The sequence below is a fragment of the Kangiella sp. HZ709 genome, from assembly GCF_009674675.1.
In the GTDB taxonomy this organism is placed as follows: domain Bacteria; phylum Pseudomonadota; class Gammaproteobacteria; order Enterobacterales; family Kangiellaceae; genus Kangiella.
Map to the genome: position 1 here is coordinate 627,061 of NZ_WKJC01000001.1, position 20,103 is coordinate 647,163.

A 20,103-nucleotide genomic window follows, 5' to 3' on the forward strand; every position below is an offset into this window, starting at 1 on the left:
AATTCTTTAATTTAAAGTTTGGTAAAGTGCCGCTAATAATGAGCCTCCAAGCATATAACTGCGTGATGGAGACCAACCTGTTTCTTTGTTCGGCAAATTAGCATTATCTTTAAATGGCATTTCTAAAGTTAAAGCTAAACAGTCAAAGTTCTCACCTACCCAATTACTGGCAATGGTTAAATTGGATTGACCAGGCTCGTCTTTAGGATAGCCAAACTCTGTCTGGAAATCAGGGTTTATAGCTTTTAGGTTATCTGAGAAACTCGTTTCTAAGTGTTTGATTGTCTCTGTATAACTAGGGTTGCCCTCGCTTCCTGCCACAAAAACATAGGGCAAGCCTTCATCTCCATGTAAATCCAAATAAGCTTCCACACCTGTTTTTTGCATCATTCCACGAACATAAAAAACTTCAGGGCTTTTCTCTTTAGACGGCTCTTGCCATTCTCGATTGAGGTTTGCTCCAGCAAAATTAGAACGTAAATTGCCATGCACAGAACCATCAGGGTTCATATTTGGAATAATATAGAAGCAATAAGACCTCAGCAGTTTTTGTGCTATCGCATTATCTTCATCAAGCAATTGCTCAATCATGCCTTCTGCGCACCATTCTGCCATAGTTTCACCAGGGTGTTGACGGGCAGTAATCCAAATTGGCTTCTTTGCTGAGTCACCTATTAATAGCAAGTCAATATTCCGACCTTCAACGGTTTCACCTAACACTAGATGTGAGCAATTAGCTTCACATTGTGCTGAGTGAATCAGTTTTTGATGACGTTGATAGCTATAAGGAGCAAAATAAGCAAAATAAACACTATTAGTTTCAAACTTATGAGAAAAAACTAACTGTTTATTTTCGTAGTTAGTTTCTACACGAAACCAATAATCACCGTCGTAAGAAGCTGCTACTTGGTAATTTTCCCAGCCTTTTTCATAGGAGCAATCAGCAGCATTTAAAATCGAAAATCTAATATCACTACCTACTTCAGCATTAGCATTAAAATGAAACCACTGCTTAAATTCTGAGTTTGTATCATCGCGAATTTCTAGCTGAACTGAATTTTCCTGAATGGATTTAACTATTATATTTCCACTATCAAAGTTTTGATTAATGTGCATTTGAATTTTCTCTTTTTAATAAACTAAAGGGGCTAATTAGCCCCTTTGTAATAATGGTATGCTCTGTTAGGTGCTTGGAGCTGGAATATCAATAGAAAGTACTGTGCTGAAAGTTTCATCTTCTAGCTCTGACGGCATAGCTGGAAATGGTACCGAATCAAACAAAGCTTTTTGAACCGCCTCATCCAATATTTTCTCACCAGAAGAACGAGTAACGCCGCCGCTAACCAAATCGCCATCGCGATCAACTTCTATATTAATCTCCACAACTCCGTGCGTACGACCTTTTTTAGGGCGGCTAAATACGGAGTTTCCATAACGCTTCATTAAAGCTCTTATAGGATACTCAAACTGAGGAGTGTAGTGTCTTTTTATTGCATTCGTATAACTAGTTTTGATTGCTGCTATCTCTTCAGGAGAAGGACCCGCTGGAATTTCGACTACGGGAGGTTTGTTTGCCGCTTCTTCAGCGATTCTAGCCTCCTCAGCTAACCTTTGTTTTTCTTTCTCGGCTTCTTGCGCCTTGGCTTGTGCTGCCAATTGAGATTGTTTTTCTTCTTCTTTGGCAAGTTCTACTTGGCGTTGACGCGCTTCTTCTGCAGCTTTTTCTTGGGCTATTTTACGTTCTTCAGCTAATCGAGCCTCTTCTTCCTTTTGTTGTTGCAAAGCAATCTGCTCTTGCAACTTTTTATCAAATGCTGCGATTCTGGCTTCTGTAGGCTGTATAGCTTGGTAACGAGTAAGAAGTGTATCAAAGTTAGTTTGTCCTAAGATCGCTTCTTTAAATTCATTTGACGGCGGTAAATCACCCACCCAACTCTTTAACACCATATTGAATAAGTCAGGAGATAAGTTTGCATTTACCGAACCATTAATGGTTACTCGAGTAGCTTGTCCTGGAACAAAATCAATCGCTATCACATCATTTGCTTCTAAGTTTTGGCCCATTACATTGGCAAAATCTCGAACTTGCTTAGCCAAAGCTAAAACTTCACTCGGTTGGTTATTACTTCTTATACGCTCAACCCAAAACCTTTTTAAACGTCTGCCAGATAAAGTATCTGCCAAAACTTTCATTTCCATACGTTTAGGGCTAACATCGGTCAATATAGATTGGGAGTCTGTGCTTTTTTCACTCAGATATAGAGCATTAATAAACCAATCACTGCGCAGCTCGCTTTGAATAGCAATGCCATTAAGTTGCAATGTCACTGAGCCTACGGTGATAGTTGCAGCTGAATGAAGTGACGATGGTAGCAGTGCCAAAAACAAAAAAACCGATAAGCTAAAAGATAATATTTTATTCATTATGTAATTAATTGAGTATTTCTATTAAGGTTATATAAATTTGCATAACTCATTTTAAGGTCTATACCTTTAATTGCAAGTAATATATCATCAGCTTCAAGCTACTGTTTTTAATAGCTTTTAAATGTACATTAAACTTTAAAAATATAAGAATATGTCAAACACTGTATTGCTAGTAGAAGATGACCGCAAATTAGCCGAGCTCACCGCTGATTTTCTTGAGATCAATGATTTTAAAGTTAAGATCATTGATAATGGAGCGGATGCGATAGAATATGTCAGAACCTCTCCTCCGCTTGCCATTATCTTAGATGTCATGTTGCCAGGCGTTGATGGGCTGGTGGTATGCCGCCAAGTACGCGAATTCTATCAGGGTCCTATTTTGATGCTAACGGCGATGGATAATGACATTGATGAAGTGGTTGGGTTAGAAACCGGAGCCGATGATTACCTCACTAAGCCGACTAAACCTAGAGTTCTACTGGCTCATTTGCGTGCTTTATTAAGACGCGTAGAACAATACGACTCTAATCAGGTCGAATCTTCAGAAGTCCAAGTGGGCCTAGTGTCAATTGATCCTAAAAGTCGTTCGGTTAAGATTTCTGGTAAAGACGTTCACTTAACCACCGCAGAATACAACTTACTTTGGCTACTCGCAGAACAATCAGGAAAAATCATTAGTCGTGAAGAGTTACATCAAAAAACCTTCCGCCTAGAGTATGACGGCCTGGATAGAAGCATTGATTTACGAATTTCTAGGTTACGCAAAAAATTGGGGGATGACCCCAAAACCCCCTACATCATCAAAACCATCCGCGGTCAGGGTTACCTTCTTGCCCAGTAAAATCTACCCATAAAGAGTATCGCCTAATGAAAAAGCAATTTACGATATTCTTGTTTGCGCTTGCTTTAGTCAATGCCATCGCAGGTATTTTATTATTTTATGTGTACTTCCCTTGGTCTAGTAATGTGGACTATAGAACCAGCCAGCAAGAAATTCGGGGGGATCTACTTGACCTGAACTTGCGAATGGCATCTAACGAGTACCGTTTTTCTAAAGCTATTGTAGACAGAGCTAGTTTCGACTTAAACCGAAGCATTAACCAAAAGCGCCCTTCAGAGTTAGAGTTATCAGAAGATATCTCAGAAAAACTGCTCAAAGAACGTTACAAAGTTTTTATGGAGTATGAAGAAGGCCCTGTTGGAATTCTAAAATTAAATGAGCAAAATTACTTAGTTCTAGGCCCATATGAAGCTACTTATGATGATGTTAAGCTCAAAGATGGTTTTGCTTATTTATTATTATTACTTTTGTTTAATGGTGCCTGTTTATGGACAGGCTTAAGCTATTTGCGTTCTAAGTTTTCAAAAGCCAACCAAGCAATAAATCAAGTCGCTTCCAGCATCTATTTAGATAAACAGGATGATGTGTTTGAAAATGTTGCTACTAATACTCCTGAAATCGCCTCAAAGATATCCTTATTGCAAAGCGAGCATAGAAAGAATCTTCGCAATCAAAGAGACCTAATGCATGCCGTTGCGCATGAGTTTAGAAGCCCCATGGCGCGTATTAGTATGGCGGTTGACTTATTGACGGCAGGACAAAAACCGCAAAAATCAGAGCAATTAAAAGTTGATATAGAAGAATCTTTGGAAGAGTTAGATGCGTTAGTTAAAGAAGTTCTTGATTATTCAAGGTTAAAAGATGGCCAACAATCTTTAAGCCCTAACTATTTCAATATGATTGAGCTGATAGAAGCTGTCATCAACAAAGTTTCTCCTTTGTACCCTACAAAAATTTTCAATATAGAAACAGAGGAACAAACAAGCATTGAATGTTTTTTAGATCAAAAACTTATCGAACGAGCCTTATTAAACTTAATTAGAAATGCGGCTAAGTTTAGTTTTTCAAAAGTTTTAGTTTCAGTGAAAACCAACCAAACTCATCTAGTGATTAGTGTTGCCGATGATGGCAATGGAGTTCCGCCTGGCAAACGTGACCGTATTTTTGAACCATTTACCCGCTTAGATCACAGTCGAAGCAGAGACTCAGGAGGCGCTGGCCTGGGCTTAGCCATTGTTTGGGGTATCGCCAATAGACATCAAGGAAAAATTGAAGTAAAAGATAGTGGCTTACTTGGTGGGGCGGACTTCCATCTTAAAGTTCCTTTTAAGATTTCGCCATAAATACAATTTTAAGTCCTTGAAATTCAAGTAGCTAACTCTATCCAATCTAGTCCTTGTTCTTGATTAGCCACTTTGTAGACAATTGCCTTATTTTCAAAAGTTTCTGCTAATAAGCTCTCTACTATTCTAGGGCAGTTATTCTGCTCACTTAAGTGGGTAGCAACCATCAACTCTAACCGGTCAAAATCCAGTTGTTTGAGTAGTTCGATAGATTGCTGGTTATTCAGATGACCAAGCTTTCCACCTACTCGACGCTTTAAAGACATAGGGTAAACACCTGTCATAAGCATTTCATAATCATGATTCATTTCAAGTAACAAAGCATGGCAGCTCTGCATTTTCTCAATGATTGGTTGAGTTATAGAACCTAAATCACTAACCACTGCCAAACGCTTATCGTTATATTGCAGAACAAATTGGCAAGGCTCTCGCGCATCATGTGGAACTGAAAACGCTTCTACCATTAGTTTATCAATAGAAAAATGCTGGAAAGGACTAATTGCGCGAAAATCACACTCTCCTATTTTGCCACTTAGAAAAGTACCTTGAGTGGTAAATACAGGAATGTTAAATCGGCGACTTAAGGCTCCAGCACCTTTAATGTGATCTTGATGTTCATGAGTGACTAAAATCGCACTCAGAGATTGAGGCGAAAACTCTAATGCTGCAAATCTCTTTAAAGTTTCTTTTACCGTAAAGCCGCAATCAATTAATAGATTAGTGCTGCCTGCTGAAACTAGTGTGCCATTTCCTTTTGAGCCAGAACCTAAAGAAGCAACCTTAAATACAGTTTTATTCATGCTAGGGAGAATACCGCTAAGCTACTATTAGTCACAGCTTAGCGATTTAGGTATTAGAATTAATTAGAGTTCTTTTTTACGAAAAGCAGCTTTAAATTCAGGGTAAATTTTACCTACCAAATTTGGTGACAGCTTCTGCCCTTCCTCATCTTGGAAACTTATACTGCTACCACCATTCGCTAACGTTTCAACTAAAATACGATAGTTTCCAGGCAACATATCAACCCGAGAGTCAGTATTTTTTCCAAATAACGAATTCCAAAAACCAGAGTTTTCTGCAACTTTAAAGAAGAACAAACCTTGCGATTGGTCCCTATCAATAATAGGCAAATTCAATGATTCTAAAACGGCAGGGGTTTGCTGCCAAATTGCTTGAAAATCTCTATCCGAAACAATTGCAATTGAACCTCTTGAATTCGTTCCTAAGCGAGTCTCAATGATACCTTCTGCTAGAATTCGGGCACGCGCTTGACGGTTACGCACACCGTCGTAATAACCAATAAATTGATTCAGAAATTGTCTGGCCACGCGATTAGATGTACTGACATCTTTCCAACTCCCATCAATTTCTTGCTGACTAGTTAGATGAATAGCTTGAATAGCAAATTCATTCGCATTTTCAGCAATCAAGTTTAGTGAAAACTTATGGCGCTGGTCATCGATATTATAAGAACCGAGACCTTCACCAAGCCCTTCTTCCTCATCCGACAACCAGTCTGTCACTAAAGCATCGTTAGAAACGGACTCAACATTAAGATTATTGGCTTCTACAAAACCATCTAATAACGATTTTAGTTCGCTAGATTGAGCACGTAACCAAACCGTTGGATAGCTCGCATCAGTATCTTCACGAACACCGTCACCACTAGTGAGCAACAATTGAGGTGGTTCTAAATTTAAAAGATTACCTTTGGCTTGTCGATTAACTATCACCGCACCTTCAGGAATTTGAAAATTATCGTTTTGGATAATTTCGTCTGCATTAGCTGGTATTTGAAGCTCCTTGCCTTGCTTGCTATTTAAATAGCTGTCATCAATATCTTCGCGACCGTCATTAGCTGAAAACCAACTACAGCCAGATAACATTAAATTACTCCCAAGGGCTATAGACAACAGAAGGTATTTTTTATTGTGTTTTAACATTTGCTTGTTCCAATGCTTTTAAAATAGCAGGTTGAAAATTATTTTCTAAAGGGGTCAATGGTAACTTGATAGTATCACCTATCAATCCCATCACATACATTGCCCACTTAACGGGTATTGGGTTTGCTTCCAAGAATAAATCTCTATGTAATAACTCAAGTTTTTGATCAACTATCTGCGCTTGCTTGTGATTAGCATCCAAAGTTAACTGACACATTTCACTCATTAAAGCTGGTGCCACGTTTGCCGTCACCGATATAACGCCATCACCACCCTCTTTTATAAACTCGCGAGCCGTGGCATCGTCACCACTTAATAACTGGATTGGAGTCTTACACTTAGCAATAAGTTCCTTAACTCTTGAAACATTACCCGTTGCTTCTTTGATAGCAACGATATTGCGATGCTCTGAAAGCTTAGCCACGGTTTCTGGTAACAAATCGCAGGCGGTTCGACCAGGCACATTATATAAAACCACAGGCACTTTGGCTGCATCAGCGACCGCGATATAATGCTGATATAGGCCAGATTGTGAGGGCTTACAGTAATATGGAGTCACCACCAGCACAGCATCTACACCTAAAGCCGCAGCTTTATTGCTCAAACTAATAGTTTTGTCAGTGCCAATCGCACCACTACCTGCAATCACAGGAACTCTGGAATTAACCTGTTGAACCGTTGTCTTAATTGCCGTTAGGTAGTCACTTTCTGAGACGGTAGCAGACTCGCCTGTCGTTCCCATGACTACTATACCATTGGTACCTTGTTCGATATGCCAATCGCATAGTTTACGCAATGCATTTAGATCAATACTTTGATCGCTTTTCATTGGTGTCACAATCGCAACTATACTACCGCTTAACTTCATTTTGGCACTCGGTAAACTTAGGCTCATTAATAAGCAAGATATGGTATCGATGCAAGCCTTTAAAAACAAGCTTAAATAGTGGCTATTGTTGGTTTTAGTCATTAAAAATTTACCACTTGCTATCTATTTTTTTCTGACGTAGAGTTAAATTATGTTTTTCATTAGCGATCGTGCAAAAAACGTACAGGTAAGCAATTAAGAACATGGATACCATTACCAAATTGCTAAGATAAATTTTACACAAAAGAACTAACACGTGCCTCAAACTATAAAACTTAAAAACAAAGCCCCAAATTTTTCTCTGCCAGCTACTGGCGACCAAATGCTGTCTCTAAGCGATTTCAAAGGTAAAAACCTTGTTATCTATTTCTACCCAAAAGACAACACTCCAGGTTGCACTACTGAAGGGCAAAATTTCCGCGATCTGCATAGCGAATTCCAACAGCTCAATACAGTTATTTTAGGTGTTTCGCGAGACAGTGTTCGAGTTCATGAAAACTTCAAAAAGAAACAAGAATTTCCTTTTGATTTACTTTCCGATGCAGACGAAGAAATGTGTAATGCGTATGACGTCATTAAATTGAAAAAAATGTATGGCAAAGAATATATGGGCATTGAACGAAGCACTTTTCTTATTGATAGCGCTTCAAAACTGCAGGCTGAATGGCGCAAGGTAAAAGTTAAAGGACATGTTGATGAGGTACTTGAAGCTGTAAAAAAATTATAATAAAAGCCCGCTCTTTAAGTGCGGGCTTTTTTTTAACTTACAAAACCTAACTCAGATAATTAGCTATAACACAAAGAGGATAAAGAATGGTAAGAAAGAAAATCGATGGTAATAGATTATTTGTACTCGACACCAACGTTTTAATGCACGATCCAACCGCTCTTTTCCGTTTTGAAGAACACGATATTTTAATCCCTATGGTGGTCCTTGAAGAACTGGACGCCGGAAAAAAAGGTCTGTCCGAGACCGCTCGTAACGTTAGACAAGTTTCCCGTTATATAGATGATTTAATGTCCTCTGCAGAAGATGGCGAAGATCCTATGGTCAATGGTATTCATCTAGGCGCTTTACCGCAAATTGGCGATATCACTAAGCACGGAAAAATCTACTTCCAAATCAGAGAACACACGGATCGCCTGCCAGACTCTTTACCAAGCTCTAAAGCTGATAACACTATTTTAAATGTTGCTCTTGCCTTACAAGAAAAAGAACCCGAAAAAACCGTCACTTTAGTATCGAAAGATATTAACTTGCGAATTAAAGCGAATATTGTTGGAGTCCATGCCGAAGACTACTTTAACGACAAGGTACTTGATGATGTTGAACAGTTGCATACTGGCTATTACGAATTGCCCAATGATTTTTGGGACAACCATAGCCGTGATATGGACTCGTGGCAGGAAGATGGCCATACCTATTATCGTATCAAAGGGCCGCTGATTGAAGATTGGTTCACCAATCAATGCCTGTATCATGACGCCGATCATTTTGAAGCCATCGTCCGCTCTTTTGAAAATGATGATGCTGGTGAACCCACTGCCCTTATTGAGCTGCTTACTGATTATCGCACCGATAGTCATAATGTTTGGGGCATCACCGCCAGAAACCGTGAGCAAAGTTACGCTTTAAATCTTTTGATGGATCCTGAAATAGATTTTGTCACTCTGCAAGGCCCTGCTGGTACTGGTAAAACGCTGTTGGCTTTAGCGGCAGCACTAGAGCAAGCGATTGAGTTAAAGCGATACAAAGAAATCATTGTCACTCGAGTCACGGTTTCGGTTGGCGAAGACATAGGTTTTTTACCCGGAACCGAAGAAGAAAAAATGACTCCTTGGATGGGCGCCTTAATGGATAACCTAGAGGTATTAGCGCCATCAGATAATGACGAATGGGGGGCTGCTGCAACTCATGATCTATTGCGTAAGTGGGTAAAAGTTCGGTCACTGAACTTTATGCGCGGCAGAACCTTCTTGAATAAAATTATCATTATCGATGAAGCGCAAAATTTAACTTCAAAGCAAATGAAAACTCTGATTACTCGAGCAGGACCAGGCACAAAAGTAGTCTGCATGGGTAACGTTGCACAAATTGATACGCCCTACCTCACTGAAACCACTTCCGGCATTACTTATGTGGTGGATAGATTTAAAAACTGGGGGCATGCCGGCCATATCACTTTACAACGTGGTGAGCGTTCGAGATTAGCCGATTTTGCTTCGGATATTTTATGATCTATCTCTCACAATTAGAGATCATCAGCGTAAATGCTTATGACGTATGTATGTTTGGTGAACGATGTTGCGTTAGAAACAGTTAAATAATTTAACGATACTTTAGAACGATAAAATAAAGTTATATCGTTTTTGTTTCTTCATTGGACGCAGACTCATCTTGCCCCTCTCTATGCCCTTTTACTGCATCCAGTACCGCATTCACCAAAATGGCCAAGGGAATGGCAAAAAATACGCCCCAAAAGCCCCATAAACCACCAAACAATAAAATAGCACCAATAATAGCTACCGGGTGCAAGCTTACAGCTTCAGAGAACAATAACGGAACCAATACATTGCCGTCTAAAATTTGAATAATGAAATAGGCAATGGTCAGAATATAAAACGGTTGACTAAAACCCCACTGGAAAAAGCCTATCAACAATACCGGAATAGTGACAAGAGCCGCGCCAACATAAGGTATCAATACTGAAAAACCGACTAATACACCCAATAACAAGGCGTAATTTAGCCCCATGATGGCGAATGTAATGTAGGAGACAGTTCCAACAATGATAATCTCCATCACTTTGCCGCGAATATAGTTACCAATTTGTCGATTGACTTCACTCCAAACCGATTCAGCTAGTTGTCTCTCCTCTGGTAACCATTGTCCAAACCAACCTAATAAAAGGTTTCTATCTTTCAGGAAGAAGAAGACTAACAAAGGAACTAATACTATATAAATCAATAAGCTAGCAACACCAACTAAAGAAGAAACTGAGGCCGACAATAGGCCTTGTCCAATGGCTCCTAGCTCAGTTCCTACATTGGTAAGAATATCATTCACCTGTTCCGAAGAGACCACGTTGGGATACTTCTGCGGAAGCTCTAAAATTGCTTGTTTTGCTTTTGCGCCAATGCTTGGCAACTCAGAGACTAATAAGCTTCCTTGTTTCCAAATAAGCGGAACTAGCCCTAAAACAATGAGAAGCGTCACTGTAATAAAACCTATGAAGACTCCTAATACCGCCCAAATACGCTTCACCCCACGCTTTTCAATGGCGGTCACCACCCATTCAAGTAAATAAGCGATCACAAGAGCCCATAAGATCGGCGCCAAAATCTCGCCAAGCGTTAAAATAAAAACAAAACCTAACAACAACAACATAGACAGGACTATGGTTGCTGGGCTCGAAAAATTACGCTTAAACCAGCGAGTAAAGATTGATGTCATAAGTGCTACTAATAATGGTTTTTACATTTTCGTTAATGATTATAGTGAATAGCAGTATTGAATGAATAGTAAAAAATCTATTTTTGAACAAATACTTCAATATACTTTCACACATTTACCTATTTATACAAAAGACTATTTGAACTTTTTATGATTCAGCACCATCATATAGTGTAATGATTGAGTTAAAGTCTCATCCAATAAATTGAAGTGTTAAGTAAAGAGTTCCTAAATTAACTATTCTAGCCATTAAAATCGTGCTTAAAAGTATGTTGAAAACATTAATCAAAATTAGTTCCATCAGTTGCTTGTGCTTCGCCTTAGGGCTGAGCGCTCAAGTTGGTAATCAATTACCAAAACTGGGCGAAGCTGCTGGTGCGACATTATCCATTGCAAAAGAGCAACAAATCGGCGATCAAATCATGTCGCAAATTCGTGGGAGCCGCTTTTTAATGCAAGATCCATTGGTAAATGATTATATTCAACAAATAGGTTATCGATTAGTGGCCGCCAATCCAGACGCTTTGGGGCGAAGCTTTCGCTTCTTTATCATTCAAGAAGCAAGCATCAACGCTTTTGCCCTTCCTGGCGGTTATATTGGTATTCATTCAGGCTTAATCACTGCTTCACGAAGCGAAAGTGAACTTGCTTCTGTTTTAGGACATGAGGTGGCGCATGTCACACAAAGACATTTGGCTAGACGTTTAGAAAAACAAAACCAAATTTCTCTACCTACTATTTTAGCTTCTATCGGTGCTATTTTGGTTGCCACGCAAAATCCGGACGCAGGAGTTGGCGCTTTGTCCGCTACTCAGGCAGCTAGTCAACAATCTATTATTTCTCACACCCGAGATAATGAAAAAGAAGCAGACCGAATTGGGATTGCAATGTTATCAGGCGCTGGCTTTGATGTTAGGGCTGCAGCTGATTTTTTTGAAACACTTTCAAGGCAATCGCGTTATGTCCGTAAGCCTCCTGAGATTTTATTGACCCATCCCCTTTCAGAAAACCGCAAGAATGATGCTGAAAGACGCGCTAGACTTTATCCTAATGTAGAACATCAAAGCTCTATTGATTATCAACTAGTAAAAGCTCGGATCAAGAGTCTAGAAAATCAAAGTAACGAAGTTTACTTTTCTCAGTTTAAGAGCAAAGCCAATAAACCCGAATCAAGTATAGCTGATCAGTATCAATATGCCGAGTTACTAAAATCACGTGGCAACAATCAAAAAGCCATAAACATACTCGACAAGCTATATCAAAAGATGCCTAATAATCATATTGTGCTTTACAGTTTATCCGAAGCGCATTTAGCTAATAACTCTAGCAAAGCTGCGCTACCATTGTTACAGCAACAATTACACCGAAACCCTGGTAATACTAAGTTAGTATTAGCCACCGCCAATGCTTATATGTCAATGCAGCAGCCACAAAAAGCAGAAAGCCTATTACTCCGCTATGCCGACTTAAACAAAACCAATCCTAACTATCTTTTTGCACTAGCAAAATCTCAGCAAGAGTCGAATCATATCCCTGAAATGCATGAAACTACTGGGCAATATATGGTTCTTGTTGGTCAATATAAGAATGCAAAAAAACACTTTGAATTAGCGCTTGGACACTTTTCAGAAGATCCTTATGCGCAAACCCGAATTCAAGCTCGACTACAAAATGTACGGCAAAAGCTTCGTGAATTAATTGAAAATAAAAACCGCAGAAGTTGATTTTAACTAGTTCTGAGTATTCACCACTGAATTCTCAACTTTCCGGATAATTTCCAGCAAAGACTCTTTCGTTTGAGTGCCCAATAAGGGGCCTATCATCTGCCCTTGAGGCGTAAATAAATAATTAGCAGGTAACCCAGTTGGTCGCTCCATTGGTAAGTAAGGCATCGGTTCGCTGGCCAGCATAGGATATTGCATATTATACTTTGCTTTTTGTGCAGCAAGCTGTTGATTGCTTAATTTATCGTAGCTTACCGCCAAAACCTGCACTCCACTCTTATTCAAAGCATTCAGTTCAGGTATTTCTTTTATACATGGCGGGCACCACTCAGCATAAAAATTGACCAACAGCCATTGGCCTTTATAATCATCCAGCGACTTACCTTCTCCTGAAAGCAACTGAAACTGATTTACTGGCTGACAGGCTGCTAGCAAGATAATGGTTAAAAGAATAAATAGCTTGTTTTTAACTTTTGAATAAATAATCATAAAATCAGTGGCTTAGCTTTAAAAAAAGCCTCGTTTATTGTGGCAATATTAAAATTTATAAGGCATTATAAAGCTTTATTATGTGGCAACAAAGAGCCAATATTCCTCTTGAATGAATATTAGTTAATATTAAGGACGATCATGGATTCACTGAAGTTAACTTTCCCATCATTTCAAAGTGGGCAAGAATTTATTACCGAAACGGACCCTAAAGAAACTCAGGCATGGCTTGACCAACTCGCCTACGTTGAAACCACTCAAACCTTAAATGAACTTACCCGTACAATTAGTACCCTAAATCGTTGCCAGCAAAAATTAGCCCATCGTGAAAAGAACTTAGAAATTATTAGTCAAGGCTATTTAACCTTAAGCCGTCATATGCGTGAACAGCATGATAGGCACAAAGCTTTTGTCGATAAAGATCAATATAAAGCTCTGCATAAGCTCTCTACCGAAATGGCCTTTGGCTACAAACGGTTAATAGATGAGCTGACTGAACAAAAATTTTTAATGCGCAAGAATCGTTTAGCTGAAGCTATCAATTATGCCCAGCACTATCTTGGTATTATGCTTATAGAGCAATATCAACTGTACCAGCCTATTCCCAGTTATATTTGGCGTGAATTACATTTACTCTATGAATATGCTGAAAAATCAGGTTTTTCTGATAAGAAATTATCCAAAACTTTACCGGACGCTTTAGAACCTTGTCAGACCATTCGCCAAAGCTACGCCCGTAGCTGTTTAATGTCTGTGATTGATCCCTACCATGTGGAAGACAATCAACATTGGCAAATATTTAAATATCTTGCATATCACTCAAACCTAGCGGAAGTGACTGCAAATCTTAAAAAATATAGTCCTACTCGTTGTTTTGTTATTGATTTGTCCGATAACGACAAACCGCACATTGCTCATGATGATAATGACTACGACAACGATGAGCTAATTAGGCTTTTATTAACTAATTCATTGCTTGAAAATATTGAAAGTCAAATTGCCGAGTACGAAGCCAAGGGTAAACTGCCGGCTGAAGGTTTTTATCAGGGTATAGAAGCTTCTAATGCTTTAATTTTACTTAAGCGTATCTACGAATACTGTGATACCTATAAAGATCGAGAACACAGCCGATACCCGCTAATGACTCAAGTCGATACTGTTTGGGGATTACCTGCAATCAAGCAGATTTTAAATCATGAAGCAGCTTCAGAAAGCTCAATAAACTCTGTATCAAAATTAAAAGACGTGATTGGTGATAAATACAAAGCCCCGTTTAATTGGCTTGCGGTGAACCATAGTGAAGGTGGTATTTGTTTACAAAATAAAAGTAAGCAAGTTGAAGAACTTTATATTGGTAACCTAGTTATACTCAAGCGTTACATTAATAAGAAACCACAGAAACAATGGCAACTAGCCATCTCCCGTTGGCTACAAACGGGTACCCGTCGAGGTACTAGTATCGGTTTGGAATATATTCATGGCAATCTTGAGTTTGTTGAATACCTTACTAAAAGCAAGCAAGACAGAACCATTTCGCACGAAGTATTGCTAGTCAGGCCTTTTGATCAATCAAATCCATTTTTGATTACCGCAAAAAACCTAATTGGTGGTCACAAAATAATCCAAATCAATATGCAAAATGAAGCTAGAGAGCTACATTTAACGCATTTATTAGAAACCAATTCGAAAATCAGTATTTATGGCGCTAGATTTTAATTGAAGACTTTTATTAAACTTCTTTACTTCTTATCGGCCACACCTTTCAACAAAGGCACGCTTAACTCTTGATCTAAATGCAAATTTGCAGACTCAACCCTAGCAATTAAAACATCACCGCTATTAGCTGTTTCTTGACTGTTAGGTAAACGCCAATCCCCTCTTCGATAGATATCGGCAATAGTTAAATCTTCGCCATTCACTGTTAGGCAATAAGCTTCGTCCTCAAGCTTGGCGACAAAACTTAACTCGATCAGCTTATCAACCACGTTAAAAATGGTTTGCTCGTGCATCATTGGAAACTCTTTTTTTAACAATGATAAATTAACCGTAAACTCTGCTTTTTGTGCTTTGGCAAAAAACTGTGCCACTTGTAAAGCCGAAATAAAGGGATCTTGCGAACGCTTATAACTGACATCAAAGCGATGCAATGCATAACAAATTACTGCACCAAACAGTAAGATCACCCAAGATAAAAAGACCCAAAGGAAAAATAAAGGAATGGCAGTAATGGCACCATAAATAACTTCGTATGTAGAAAACTTGGTAACGAAAATGGCAAAGCCATATTTGGCAACTTCAAACAAAACGGCAGTGATTGAAGAAGCCAATAAAGCTTTTTTAAAGCTAACCCGACTGTAAGGCGTAATGGTATATAAGGCGGTAAATGCGAATACGATAAGGATAAAAGGCAAGCCAATGCTTAATATACCACTAATTTTATCAAATACAGGCAAAGCGGCGAACGAGGATGAAGCCAATAAGCTAGCTCCAATTAAGATTGGCGCCATAGTTAACATAGCCCAATAAGCTAACCACTTATGAATCCCTTGGCGTTTATTGGTCGTTTCCCAAATGGTATTAATCGATTTATCAATCGATCGCATTAATAATAATGCTGTAATAAATAAGAAAATAAACCCAATCGCAGAAAGATTCTTCGACTTAGAAACGTAATCATTCAAGTACTCTTGAACTGCCAAGCCCTTCTCAGGGAGTAGGTTTTTAAAGATTAACTCTTGAACTTGACTGTTTAATCCTTCAAAAGCAGGAAAAACCGCCATCAAACTAACCGCCACTGTCATTAAGGGTACTAGCGCCAACATGTTATTTAATGTCAGCTCAGATGCCATTGCTGTGCCTTTTTTCAGATTAAATTGGCTAAATACGAACTTTGTGAAAGCTTTTAGCCATTGCCACCTTTTTTCCATGCTCATTTGCGCCTAAAATAGCCCCATAAGATTTTTAACTATTAAATCATAGGACAAGCTAAAAAGTCATGAGTGAATTCAATATCTTACATAATCCTCGCTGCTCGAAATCACGTCAAACATTGGCACTTTTACAAGAAAATGGTGTTGAGCCAACAATTATCGAATATTTAAAAGATGCACCGAGTAAAAATAAAATTAAAACTATTCTTAAATTACTAGGTGTTGAGCCCCGCGATATTATGCGTAAAAAAGAAGCTGAATATAAAGAAGCGGGACTAAATGACGAATCGCTAACCAAAGAGCAGCAAATTGCCTTGATGGTGGAATATCCAAAAGTGATTGAGCGCCCTATCGTCTTCACCAAAGATAAAGCTGCTGTTGGCCGTCCGCCAGAAAATGTTCTTGAGCTTTTAAAATAAATTATAGGAATCTCACTTGAGCAAAATTTTAGTTTTATATTATTCACGTCATGGCAATACCCGGCAAATGGCACGGTTAGTTGCCCGTGGAATCGAAAAAGTTGATGGCTGCGAAGCTTTATTGCGCACTGTTCCAGAAATTAGCGCTGATCATGAAGCTACTTCTGATGATATCCCACAAGATGGCGATCCCTATATCTCTATCGAAGAATTACAAAATTGCGACGGTTTAGTGCTAGGTAGCCCTACTCGCTTTGGCAATATGGCGGCACCACTTAAATACTTTCTCGATCAGACGTCTGCCCAGTGGCTTTCTGGCGCCTTAATCGGCAAGCCAGCGTCGGTCTTTACCTCTACAGGCTCATTACATGGTGGTCAAGAAACCACTTTAATGACCATGATGATTCCTTTATTGCATCATGGCATGGTGATTACAGGCATTCCTTATTCAGAAACTGAACTGCTGAGCACGACAACGGGCGGCACCCCTTATGGAGCATCTCATGTGGCAGGCGGCGATAGTAAAAATGCAATTAGTGATGACGAAAAGAAACTGTGCATTGCACAAGGCAAGCGAATTGCCGAAATAGCTCTCAAGCTAAAACCTTAAAAGTGACTCATATGAATATTCACCTTAAAAAAGCGCTAAGAGCTCGTTTAATTGCCGTAGCTTCGTACCTGGCCATCGTTATAGCATTACCGATCTTTATTTGGCTTAATCACCAACATATGGCTTTCAAAGCGACTTCATTAATACTCTGGTGGTTACCCTTAACCATAGCGCTACCAGGAATGTTTAAAGGCAAAACCTACACCTATGGCTGGACCGGATTTATTATCCTACTGCCCTTCTTCTACGCCTTTTACTACATTATCGAACCCGATAAACTCTTTTGGTCAGTTAGCATTGTGGTTTTATCCATCATCTACTTCTTAACCTCTATGAGTTATATAAAACAATACGCATTATCACAAGGGATTAAAACTAATGCAGAGGCTAAGAAGGTTAAAGGGATAGAATGAAAAAATTTGAGCATCTAAAATTAGAATTAAAAGGGATGACTGTGAATGAAAGATTAGGAGTTTGCGGACTACTTGATGAGTGGGACAAAGCAGTAATAGCTAAAGATGCAAAAGCCATGATACACATTCTAATGGAAACTTTCCTGACGAAAGAGCAAGCTAAAGAAACAGTGAATGCGTTGCTGAAAAATCCCGAGTTTTATGGGTATTAAAGTTTTATATCAAACAATCCCTTATAAGCCCTAAACCTCAAAAAATGATCACATAAAACTAACGCTGCCATGGCTTCTACAATGGGCACTGCTCTTGGTAAGACGCAAGGATCATGTCGGCCTCTTCCATGAAAAACAGTTTCTTCACCTTGGGTGTTCACTGTAGCTTGTTCTTTAATAATAGTGGGCGTTGGCTTAAACGCAACTCGAAACACAATGGGCATGCCGTTAGAAATTCCGCCTAATACACCGCCGGAATTGTTGGTTTTTGTTTTTACTTTGCCATCTTGATTAATAAAAACATCATTGTGATTAGTTCCTGTTTCGAGTGTTCCGGCAAAGCCAGAACCAATCTCAAAGCCCTTGCTAGCATTAATCGCCATCATAGCTTTAGCTAAATCAGCTTCAAGCTTATCGAATACCGGCTCGCCTAAGCCAACGGGGACTGAATTAATTCGACACTCAACCACGCCACCTAAAGAGTCACCAGACTTTCGGGCTTTTTCAATACGCTCTATCATTTGTGCAGCAAGATCTAAATCAGGGCAACGCACCGCCGTTTGTTCTATGTTCGCGGGATCTATTTGTGATGAGTCTATATCTAAAATCAAGTCATTCACTGACTTAACGTAACCGACAATATCCGTACCTAATGCTTTAGTTAAGATTTTCTGGGCAATTGCGCCAGCAGCCACATGCCCTGCAGTAATTCTGGCTGAACTTCTTCCGCCACCCGCAACATCACGAATTCCGTATTTTTCTTGGTAAGTAAAATCAGCATGACTAGGACGATAAATTTTAGCCATTTCTGAATAATCTTTGGATTTTTGATCTTGGTTTTCAATCATTAAACTGATTGGAGTTCCTGTAGTGATCCCATTAACAGTCCCCGATAAAATCTTAACTTGATCTTTTTCATCGCGACGAGTGGTAATTTTACTTTGCCCCGGACGACGCTTATCCAAAAAAGGCTGAATATCTTGTTCGGTAAGCTCTAAACCCGCCGGACAGCCTTCAACCACAACGCCGATAGCCTTGCCATGTGACTCACCCCAGTTAGTAACTTTAAATAATTTTCCGAAACTATCGCCTGCCATGAATGCTTCTCTTAATAGTTAATTTAAATTTCTTTTGTGACAATACCAATCTGTTCAAGGTATTGCCAATAGTGTGGAAATGATTTTTCTACTGCTTGCGCGTCTTCGATTATAATTCCTGGGACTTTTATTCCCAGCAATGCTAATGACATCGCTAACCGGTGATCGTGACAACTTGAAACCTTTGCCGCGGATAATTTTGCATTACCCATAATCTTTATAAAATCTTCACCATAGTCACATTCAACGCCGACTCGCTTTAATTGCTCACATAAATCCACAATCCGATTGGATTCTTTAAAAGCCAAGTGAGCAATATTAGTAATATAAGTTTCGCCACTAGCAAAAGCTGCGATAACCGCAAGCGTTGGAACTACATCAGGCATATTACCCATAGCAACAGTTACTGCTTCTAACGGCTTAGTATAAGAAACGACTAAGTCATCACCTTGACGCTTAACTTCTGCACCCATCGCCTCTAATACTTGTGGGAATTTTGCCTCGCCCTGTACCGAGTCAAAGTCATAATTTTTAATTTGAATTGTCGTTTCAGCAATTAAAGCTGCCGCCATAAAATAACTGCAGGAAACCACATCACTAGCAACATTTATGGTAGGAGCTTGTAATGCTTGTGAATGTTCGATTAAAAACTCTCGCTCAGATAAGCGTTCAACTTTACCTGAAAATTTTTCTATCGCTTTTAAAGTTAATTCAATATAGCTTTCAGAAACAGGGTTGGACTTCAGTTGAATCAAAGTGTTTTTATTGGCTTTGAAAGCTGCTATCAATAAGCCGCTTAAAAATTGACTAGAACGTGAAGCATCTAACTGACAGTTTCCGCCGGCTATTGGCCCAGACAACTCTATCGGTAGATAACCACTGTTTGACTCAACCTTAACCCCTAGCTCTGATAATGAATCTATGATTTCCTGCATCGGTCTGGAGCGCATCTGTTCGCTAGCATCAACAATCACTTTTGCTTCAATAGTTGCGGCGACTGCCGTGATAAAGCGACTTAAAGTTCCACTGTCCTGACAATTGAGCTGTATCTTATGTCGCGGGCTAAAATTACTAATTCCTGTAATTTGAATAACCTCATTAACGCGCTCTACTTTGGCCCCTAGAGATCCAATGGCTGCTAAAGCCGCCCTAATATCTTCATTATCAGGAACATTGTTTAAAACCGTTGTACCATCAGTAATAGCTGCAATAGCAATATACCGGTTAGCTAAGTACTTACTACCAGCTATAGAAACCGTTGGTTTTGTTATATTACTGCTTACTAGCTGCCTAGCTGCCAAGTGCCCACCTACTTTTACTGTCGCTTTTTTGT

At 39.2% G+C, this 20,103-nt stretch carries 20 protein-coding genes; 10 read left to right on the plus strand and 10 right to left on the minus strand.

Annotated elements, in window-relative coordinates:
* Window positions 1-6: 6 nt before the first annotated feature.
* The gene (locus GJS41_RS02770) at window positions 7-1,116 is read right to left on the minus strand and encodes a M14-type cytosolic carboxypeptidase (RefSeq protein WP_154245802.1); all 1,110 of its coding nucleotides are present in this window, start codon (window positions 1,114-1,116) and stop codon (window positions 7-9) included.
* Window positions 1,117-1,182: 66 nt separating this feature from the next.
* On the minus strand, window positions 1,183-2,424 hold the full coding sequence (locus GJS41_RS02775) for a TonB family protein (protein ID WP_154245803.1): 1,242 nt from the start codon (window positions 2,422-2,424) through the stop codon (window positions 1,183-1,185).
* Window positions 2,425-2,578: 154 nt separating this feature from the next.
* Between GJS41_RS02775 and GJS41_RS02780 the strand changes: the two genes are divergently transcribed.
* The gene (locus GJS41_RS02780) at window positions 2,579-3,268 is read left to right on the plus strand and encodes a response regulator (RefSeq protein WP_154245804.1); all 690 of its coding nucleotides are present in this window, start codon (window positions 2,579-2,581) and stop codon (window positions 3,266-3,268) included.
* 26 nt (window positions 3,269-3,294) lie between these two features.
* Window positions 3,295-4,611 carry a sensor histidine kinase KdpD gene (locus tag GJS41_RS02785; protein WP_154245805.1) on the plus strand — a complete coding sequence of 439 codons (1,317 nt, stop codon included), beginning with the start codon at window positions 3,295-3,297 and terminating at the stop codon, window positions 4,609-4,611.
* Window positions 4,612-4,634: 23 nt separating this feature from the next.
* Here the strand turns inward: GJS41_RS02785 and GJS41_RS02790 are convergent, their stop codons facing one another.
* The 3 genes from GJS41_RS02790 to dapA form a co-directional block, all read right to left on the minus strand.
* Window positions 4,635-5,411, minus strand: a complete 777-nt coding sequence (locus tag GJS41_RS02790; RefSeq protein WP_154245806.1) for an MBL fold metallo-hydrolase — start codon at window positions 5,409-5,411, stop codon at window positions 4,635-4,637.
* A 63-nt stretch (window positions 5,412-5,474) separates the two neighbouring features.
* Window positions 5,475-6,554, minus strand: coding sequence for an outer membrane protein assembly factor BamC (gene bamC / locus GJS41_RS02795; protein WP_227551235.1), 1,080 nt, complete (start codon window positions 6,552-6,554; stop codon window positions 5,475-5,477).
* Entirely contained in the window at window positions 6,538-7,422 is an 885-nt protein-coding gene (dapA, locus tag GJS41_RS02800; protein WP_154245807.1) for a 4-hydroxy-tetrahydrodipicolinate synthase, read from the minus strand. Before dapA ends, bamC begins: the two co-directional genes overlap by 17 nt.
* A 256-nt stretch (window positions 7,423-7,678) precedes the next feature.
* Between dapA and GJS41_RS02805 the strand changes: the two genes are divergently transcribed.
* Together GJS41_RS02805 and GJS41_RS02810 are read left to right on the plus strand one after the other, a co-directional pair.
* The gene (locus tag GJS41_RS02805; protein ID WP_370515606.1) at window positions 7,679-8,149 is read left to right on the plus strand and encodes a peroxiredoxin; all 471 of its coding nucleotides are present in this window, start codon (window positions 7,679-7,681) and stop codon (window positions 8,147-8,149) included.
* A gap of 86 nt (window positions 8,150-8,235) precedes the next feature.
* Entirely contained in the window at window positions 8,236-9,660 is a 1,425-nt protein-coding gene (locus GJS41_RS02810; RefSeq protein WP_154245808.1) for a PhoH family protein, read from the plus strand.
* Between the two features lie 121 nt (window positions 9,661-9,781).
* Here the strand turns inward: GJS41_RS02810 and GJS41_RS02815 are convergent, their stop codons facing one another.
* Window positions 9,782-10,876, minus strand: coding sequence for an AI-2E family transporter (locus GJS41_RS02815; protein WP_154245809.1), 1,095 nt, complete (start codon window positions 10,874-10,876; stop codon window positions 9,782-9,784).
* Between the two features lie 269 nt (window positions 10,877-11,145).
* Between GJS41_RS02815 and GJS41_RS02820 the strand changes: the two genes are divergently transcribed.
* A complete protein-coding gene (locus tag GJS41_RS02820; protein ID WP_154245810.1) occupies window positions 11,146-12,600 on the plus strand; it encodes a M48 family metalloprotease in 1,455 nt (484 codons plus the stop codon).
* Window positions 12,601-12,606: 6 nt separating this feature from the next.
* Here GJS41_RS02820 and GJS41_RS02825 read toward each other — a convergent pair whose 3' ends face one another.
* On the minus strand, window positions 12,607-13,089 hold the full coding sequence (locus tag GJS41_RS02825; protein ID WP_154245811.1) for a TlpA disulfide reductase family protein: 483 nt from the start codon (window positions 13,087-13,089) through the stop codon (window positions 12,607-12,609).
* A 141-nt stretch (window positions 13,090-13,230) separates the two neighbouring features.
* On the opposite strand from GJS41_RS02825, the gene GJS41_RS02830 reads away from it, so the two are divergent.
* Entirely contained in the window at window positions 13,231-14,805 is a 1,575-nt protein-coding gene (locus tag GJS41_RS02830) for a hypothetical protein (protein ID WP_154245812.1), read from the plus strand.
* A gap of 23 nt (window positions 14,806-14,828) precedes the next feature.
* On the opposite strand, the gene GJS41_RS02835 is transcribed toward GJS41_RS02830, so the two are convergent.
* Complete coding sequence (locus GJS41_RS02835) at window positions 14,829-16,016, minus strand: YihY family inner membrane protein (protein WP_154245813.1); 1,188 nt, start codon at window positions 16,014-16,016, stop codon at window positions 14,829-14,831.
* 68 nt (window positions 16,017-16,084) lie between these two features.
* Here GJS41_RS02835 and arsC point away from each other — a divergent pair, with 68 nt between their 5' ends.
* Genes arsC through GJS41_RS02855 form a run of 4 tightly spaced genes read left to right on the plus strand, consistent with a single transcriptional unit; the run spans window position 16,085 to window position 17,673 of the window.
* Window positions 16,085-16,438: an arsenate reductase (glutaredoxin) gene (gene arsC / locus GJS41_RS02840; RefSeq protein WP_154245814.1), complete on the plus strand. Its 354-nt coding sequence runs from the start codon at window positions 16,085-16,087 to the stop codon at window positions 16,436-16,438.
* Window positions 16,439-16,454: 16 nt separating this feature from the next.
* Entirely contained in the window at window positions 16,455-17,048 is a 594-nt protein-coding gene (gene wrbA / locus GJS41_RS02845) for an NAD(P)H:quinone oxidoreductase (protein WP_154245815.1), read from the plus strand.
* An 11-nt stretch (window positions 17,049-17,059) separates the two neighbouring features.
* A complete protein-coding gene (locus GJS41_RS02850) occupies window positions 17,060-17,461 on the plus strand; it encodes a DUF2069 domain-containing protein (protein WP_154245816.1) in 402 nt (133 codons plus the stop codon).
* On the plus strand, window positions 17,458-17,673 hold the full coding sequence (locus tag GJS41_RS02855) for a hypothetical protein (RefSeq protein WP_154245817.1): 216 nt from the start codon (window positions 17,458-17,460) through the stop codon (window positions 17,671-17,673). Before GJS41_RS02850 ends, GJS41_RS02855 begins: the two co-directional genes overlap by 4 nt.
* Here the strand turns inward: GJS41_RS02855 and aroC are convergent.
* Together aroC and aroA are read right to left on the minus strand one after the other, a co-directional pair.
* Window positions 17,670-18,770: a chorismate synthase gene (aroC, locus tag GJS41_RS02860; RefSeq protein ID WP_154245818.1), complete on the minus strand. Its 1,101-nt coding sequence runs from the start codon at window positions 18,768-18,770 to the stop codon at window positions 17,670-17,672. The two genes, GJS41_RS02855 and aroC, sit on opposite strands and share 4 nt — an antisense overlap.
* A gap of 23 nt (window positions 18,771-18,793) precedes the next feature.
* The gene (gene aroA, locus GJS41_RS02865; protein ID WP_154245819.1) at window positions 18,794-20,071 is read right to left on the minus strand and encodes a 3-phosphoshikimate 1-carboxyvinyltransferase; all 1,278 of its coding nucleotides are present in this window, start codon (window positions 20,069-20,071) and stop codon (window positions 18,794-18,796) included.
* Window positions 20,072-20,103 lie beyond the last annotated feature (32 nt).

Coding starts and splice junctions, on each gene's coding strand:
- GJS41_RS02770 (WP_154245802.1), bottom strand. CDS start 1,116: ATGCACATTAATCAAAACTTTGATAGTGGAAATATAATAGTTAAATCC.
- GJS41_RS02775 (WP_154245803.1), bottom strand. CDS start 2,424: ATGAATAAAATATTATCTTTTAGCTTATCGGTTTTTTTGTTTTTGGCA.
- GJS41_RS02780 (WP_154245804.1), top strand. CDS start 2,579: ATGTCAAACACTGTATTGCTAGTAGAAGATGACCGCAAATTAGCCGAG.
- GJS41_RS02785 (WP_154245805.1), top strand. CDS start 3,295: ATGAAAAAGCAATTTACGATATTCTTGTTTGCGCTTGCTTTAGTCAAT.
- GJS41_RS02790 (WP_154245806.1), bottom strand. CDS start 5,411: ATGAATAAAACTGTATTTAAGGTTGCTTCTTTAGGTTCTGGCTCAAAA.
- bamC (WP_227551235.1), bottom strand. CDS start 6,554: ATGTTAAAACACAATAAAAAATACCTTCTGTTGTCTATAGCCCTTGGG.
- dapA (WP_154245807.1), bottom strand. CDS start 7,422: ATGAAGTTAAGCGGTAGTATAGTTGCGATTGTGACACCAATGAAAAGC.
- GJS41_RS02810 (WP_154245808.1), top strand. CDS start 8,236: ATGGTAAGAAAGAAAATCGATGGTAATAGATTATTTGTACTCGACACC.
- GJS41_RS02815 (WP_154245809.1), bottom strand. CDS start 10,876: ATGACATCAATCTTTACTCGCTGGTTTAAGCGTAATTTTTCGAGCCCA.
- GJS41_RS02820 (WP_154245810.1), top strand. CDS start 11,146: ATGTTGAAAACATTAATCAAAATTAGTTCCATCAGTTGCTTGTGCTTC.
- GJS41_RS02825 (WP_154245811.1), bottom strand. CDS start 13,089: ATGATTATTTATTCAAAAGTTAAAAACAAGCTATTTATTCTTTTAACC.
- GJS41_RS02830 (WP_154245812.1), top strand. CDS start 13,231: ATGGATTCACTGAAGTTAACTTTCCCATCATTTCAAAGTGGGCAAGAA.
- GJS41_RS02835 (WP_154245813.1), bottom strand. CDS start 16,016: ATGGAAAAAAGGTGGCAATGGCTAAAAGCTTTCACAAAGTTCGTATTT.
- arsC (WP_154245814.1), top strand. CDS start 16,085: ATGAGTGAATTCAATATCTTACATAATCCTCGCTGCTCGAAATCACGT.
- GJS41_RS02850 (WP_154245816.1), top strand. CDS start 17,060: ATGAATATTCACCTTAAAAAAGCGCTAAGAGCTCGTTTAATTGCCGTA.
- GJS41_RS02855 (WP_154245817.1), top strand. CDS start 17,458: ATGAAAAAATTTGAGCATCTAAAATTAGAATTAAAAGGGATGACTGTG.
- aroC (WP_154245818.1), bottom strand. CDS start 18,770: ATGGCAGGCGATAGTTTCGGAAAATTATTTAAAGTTACTAACTGGGGT.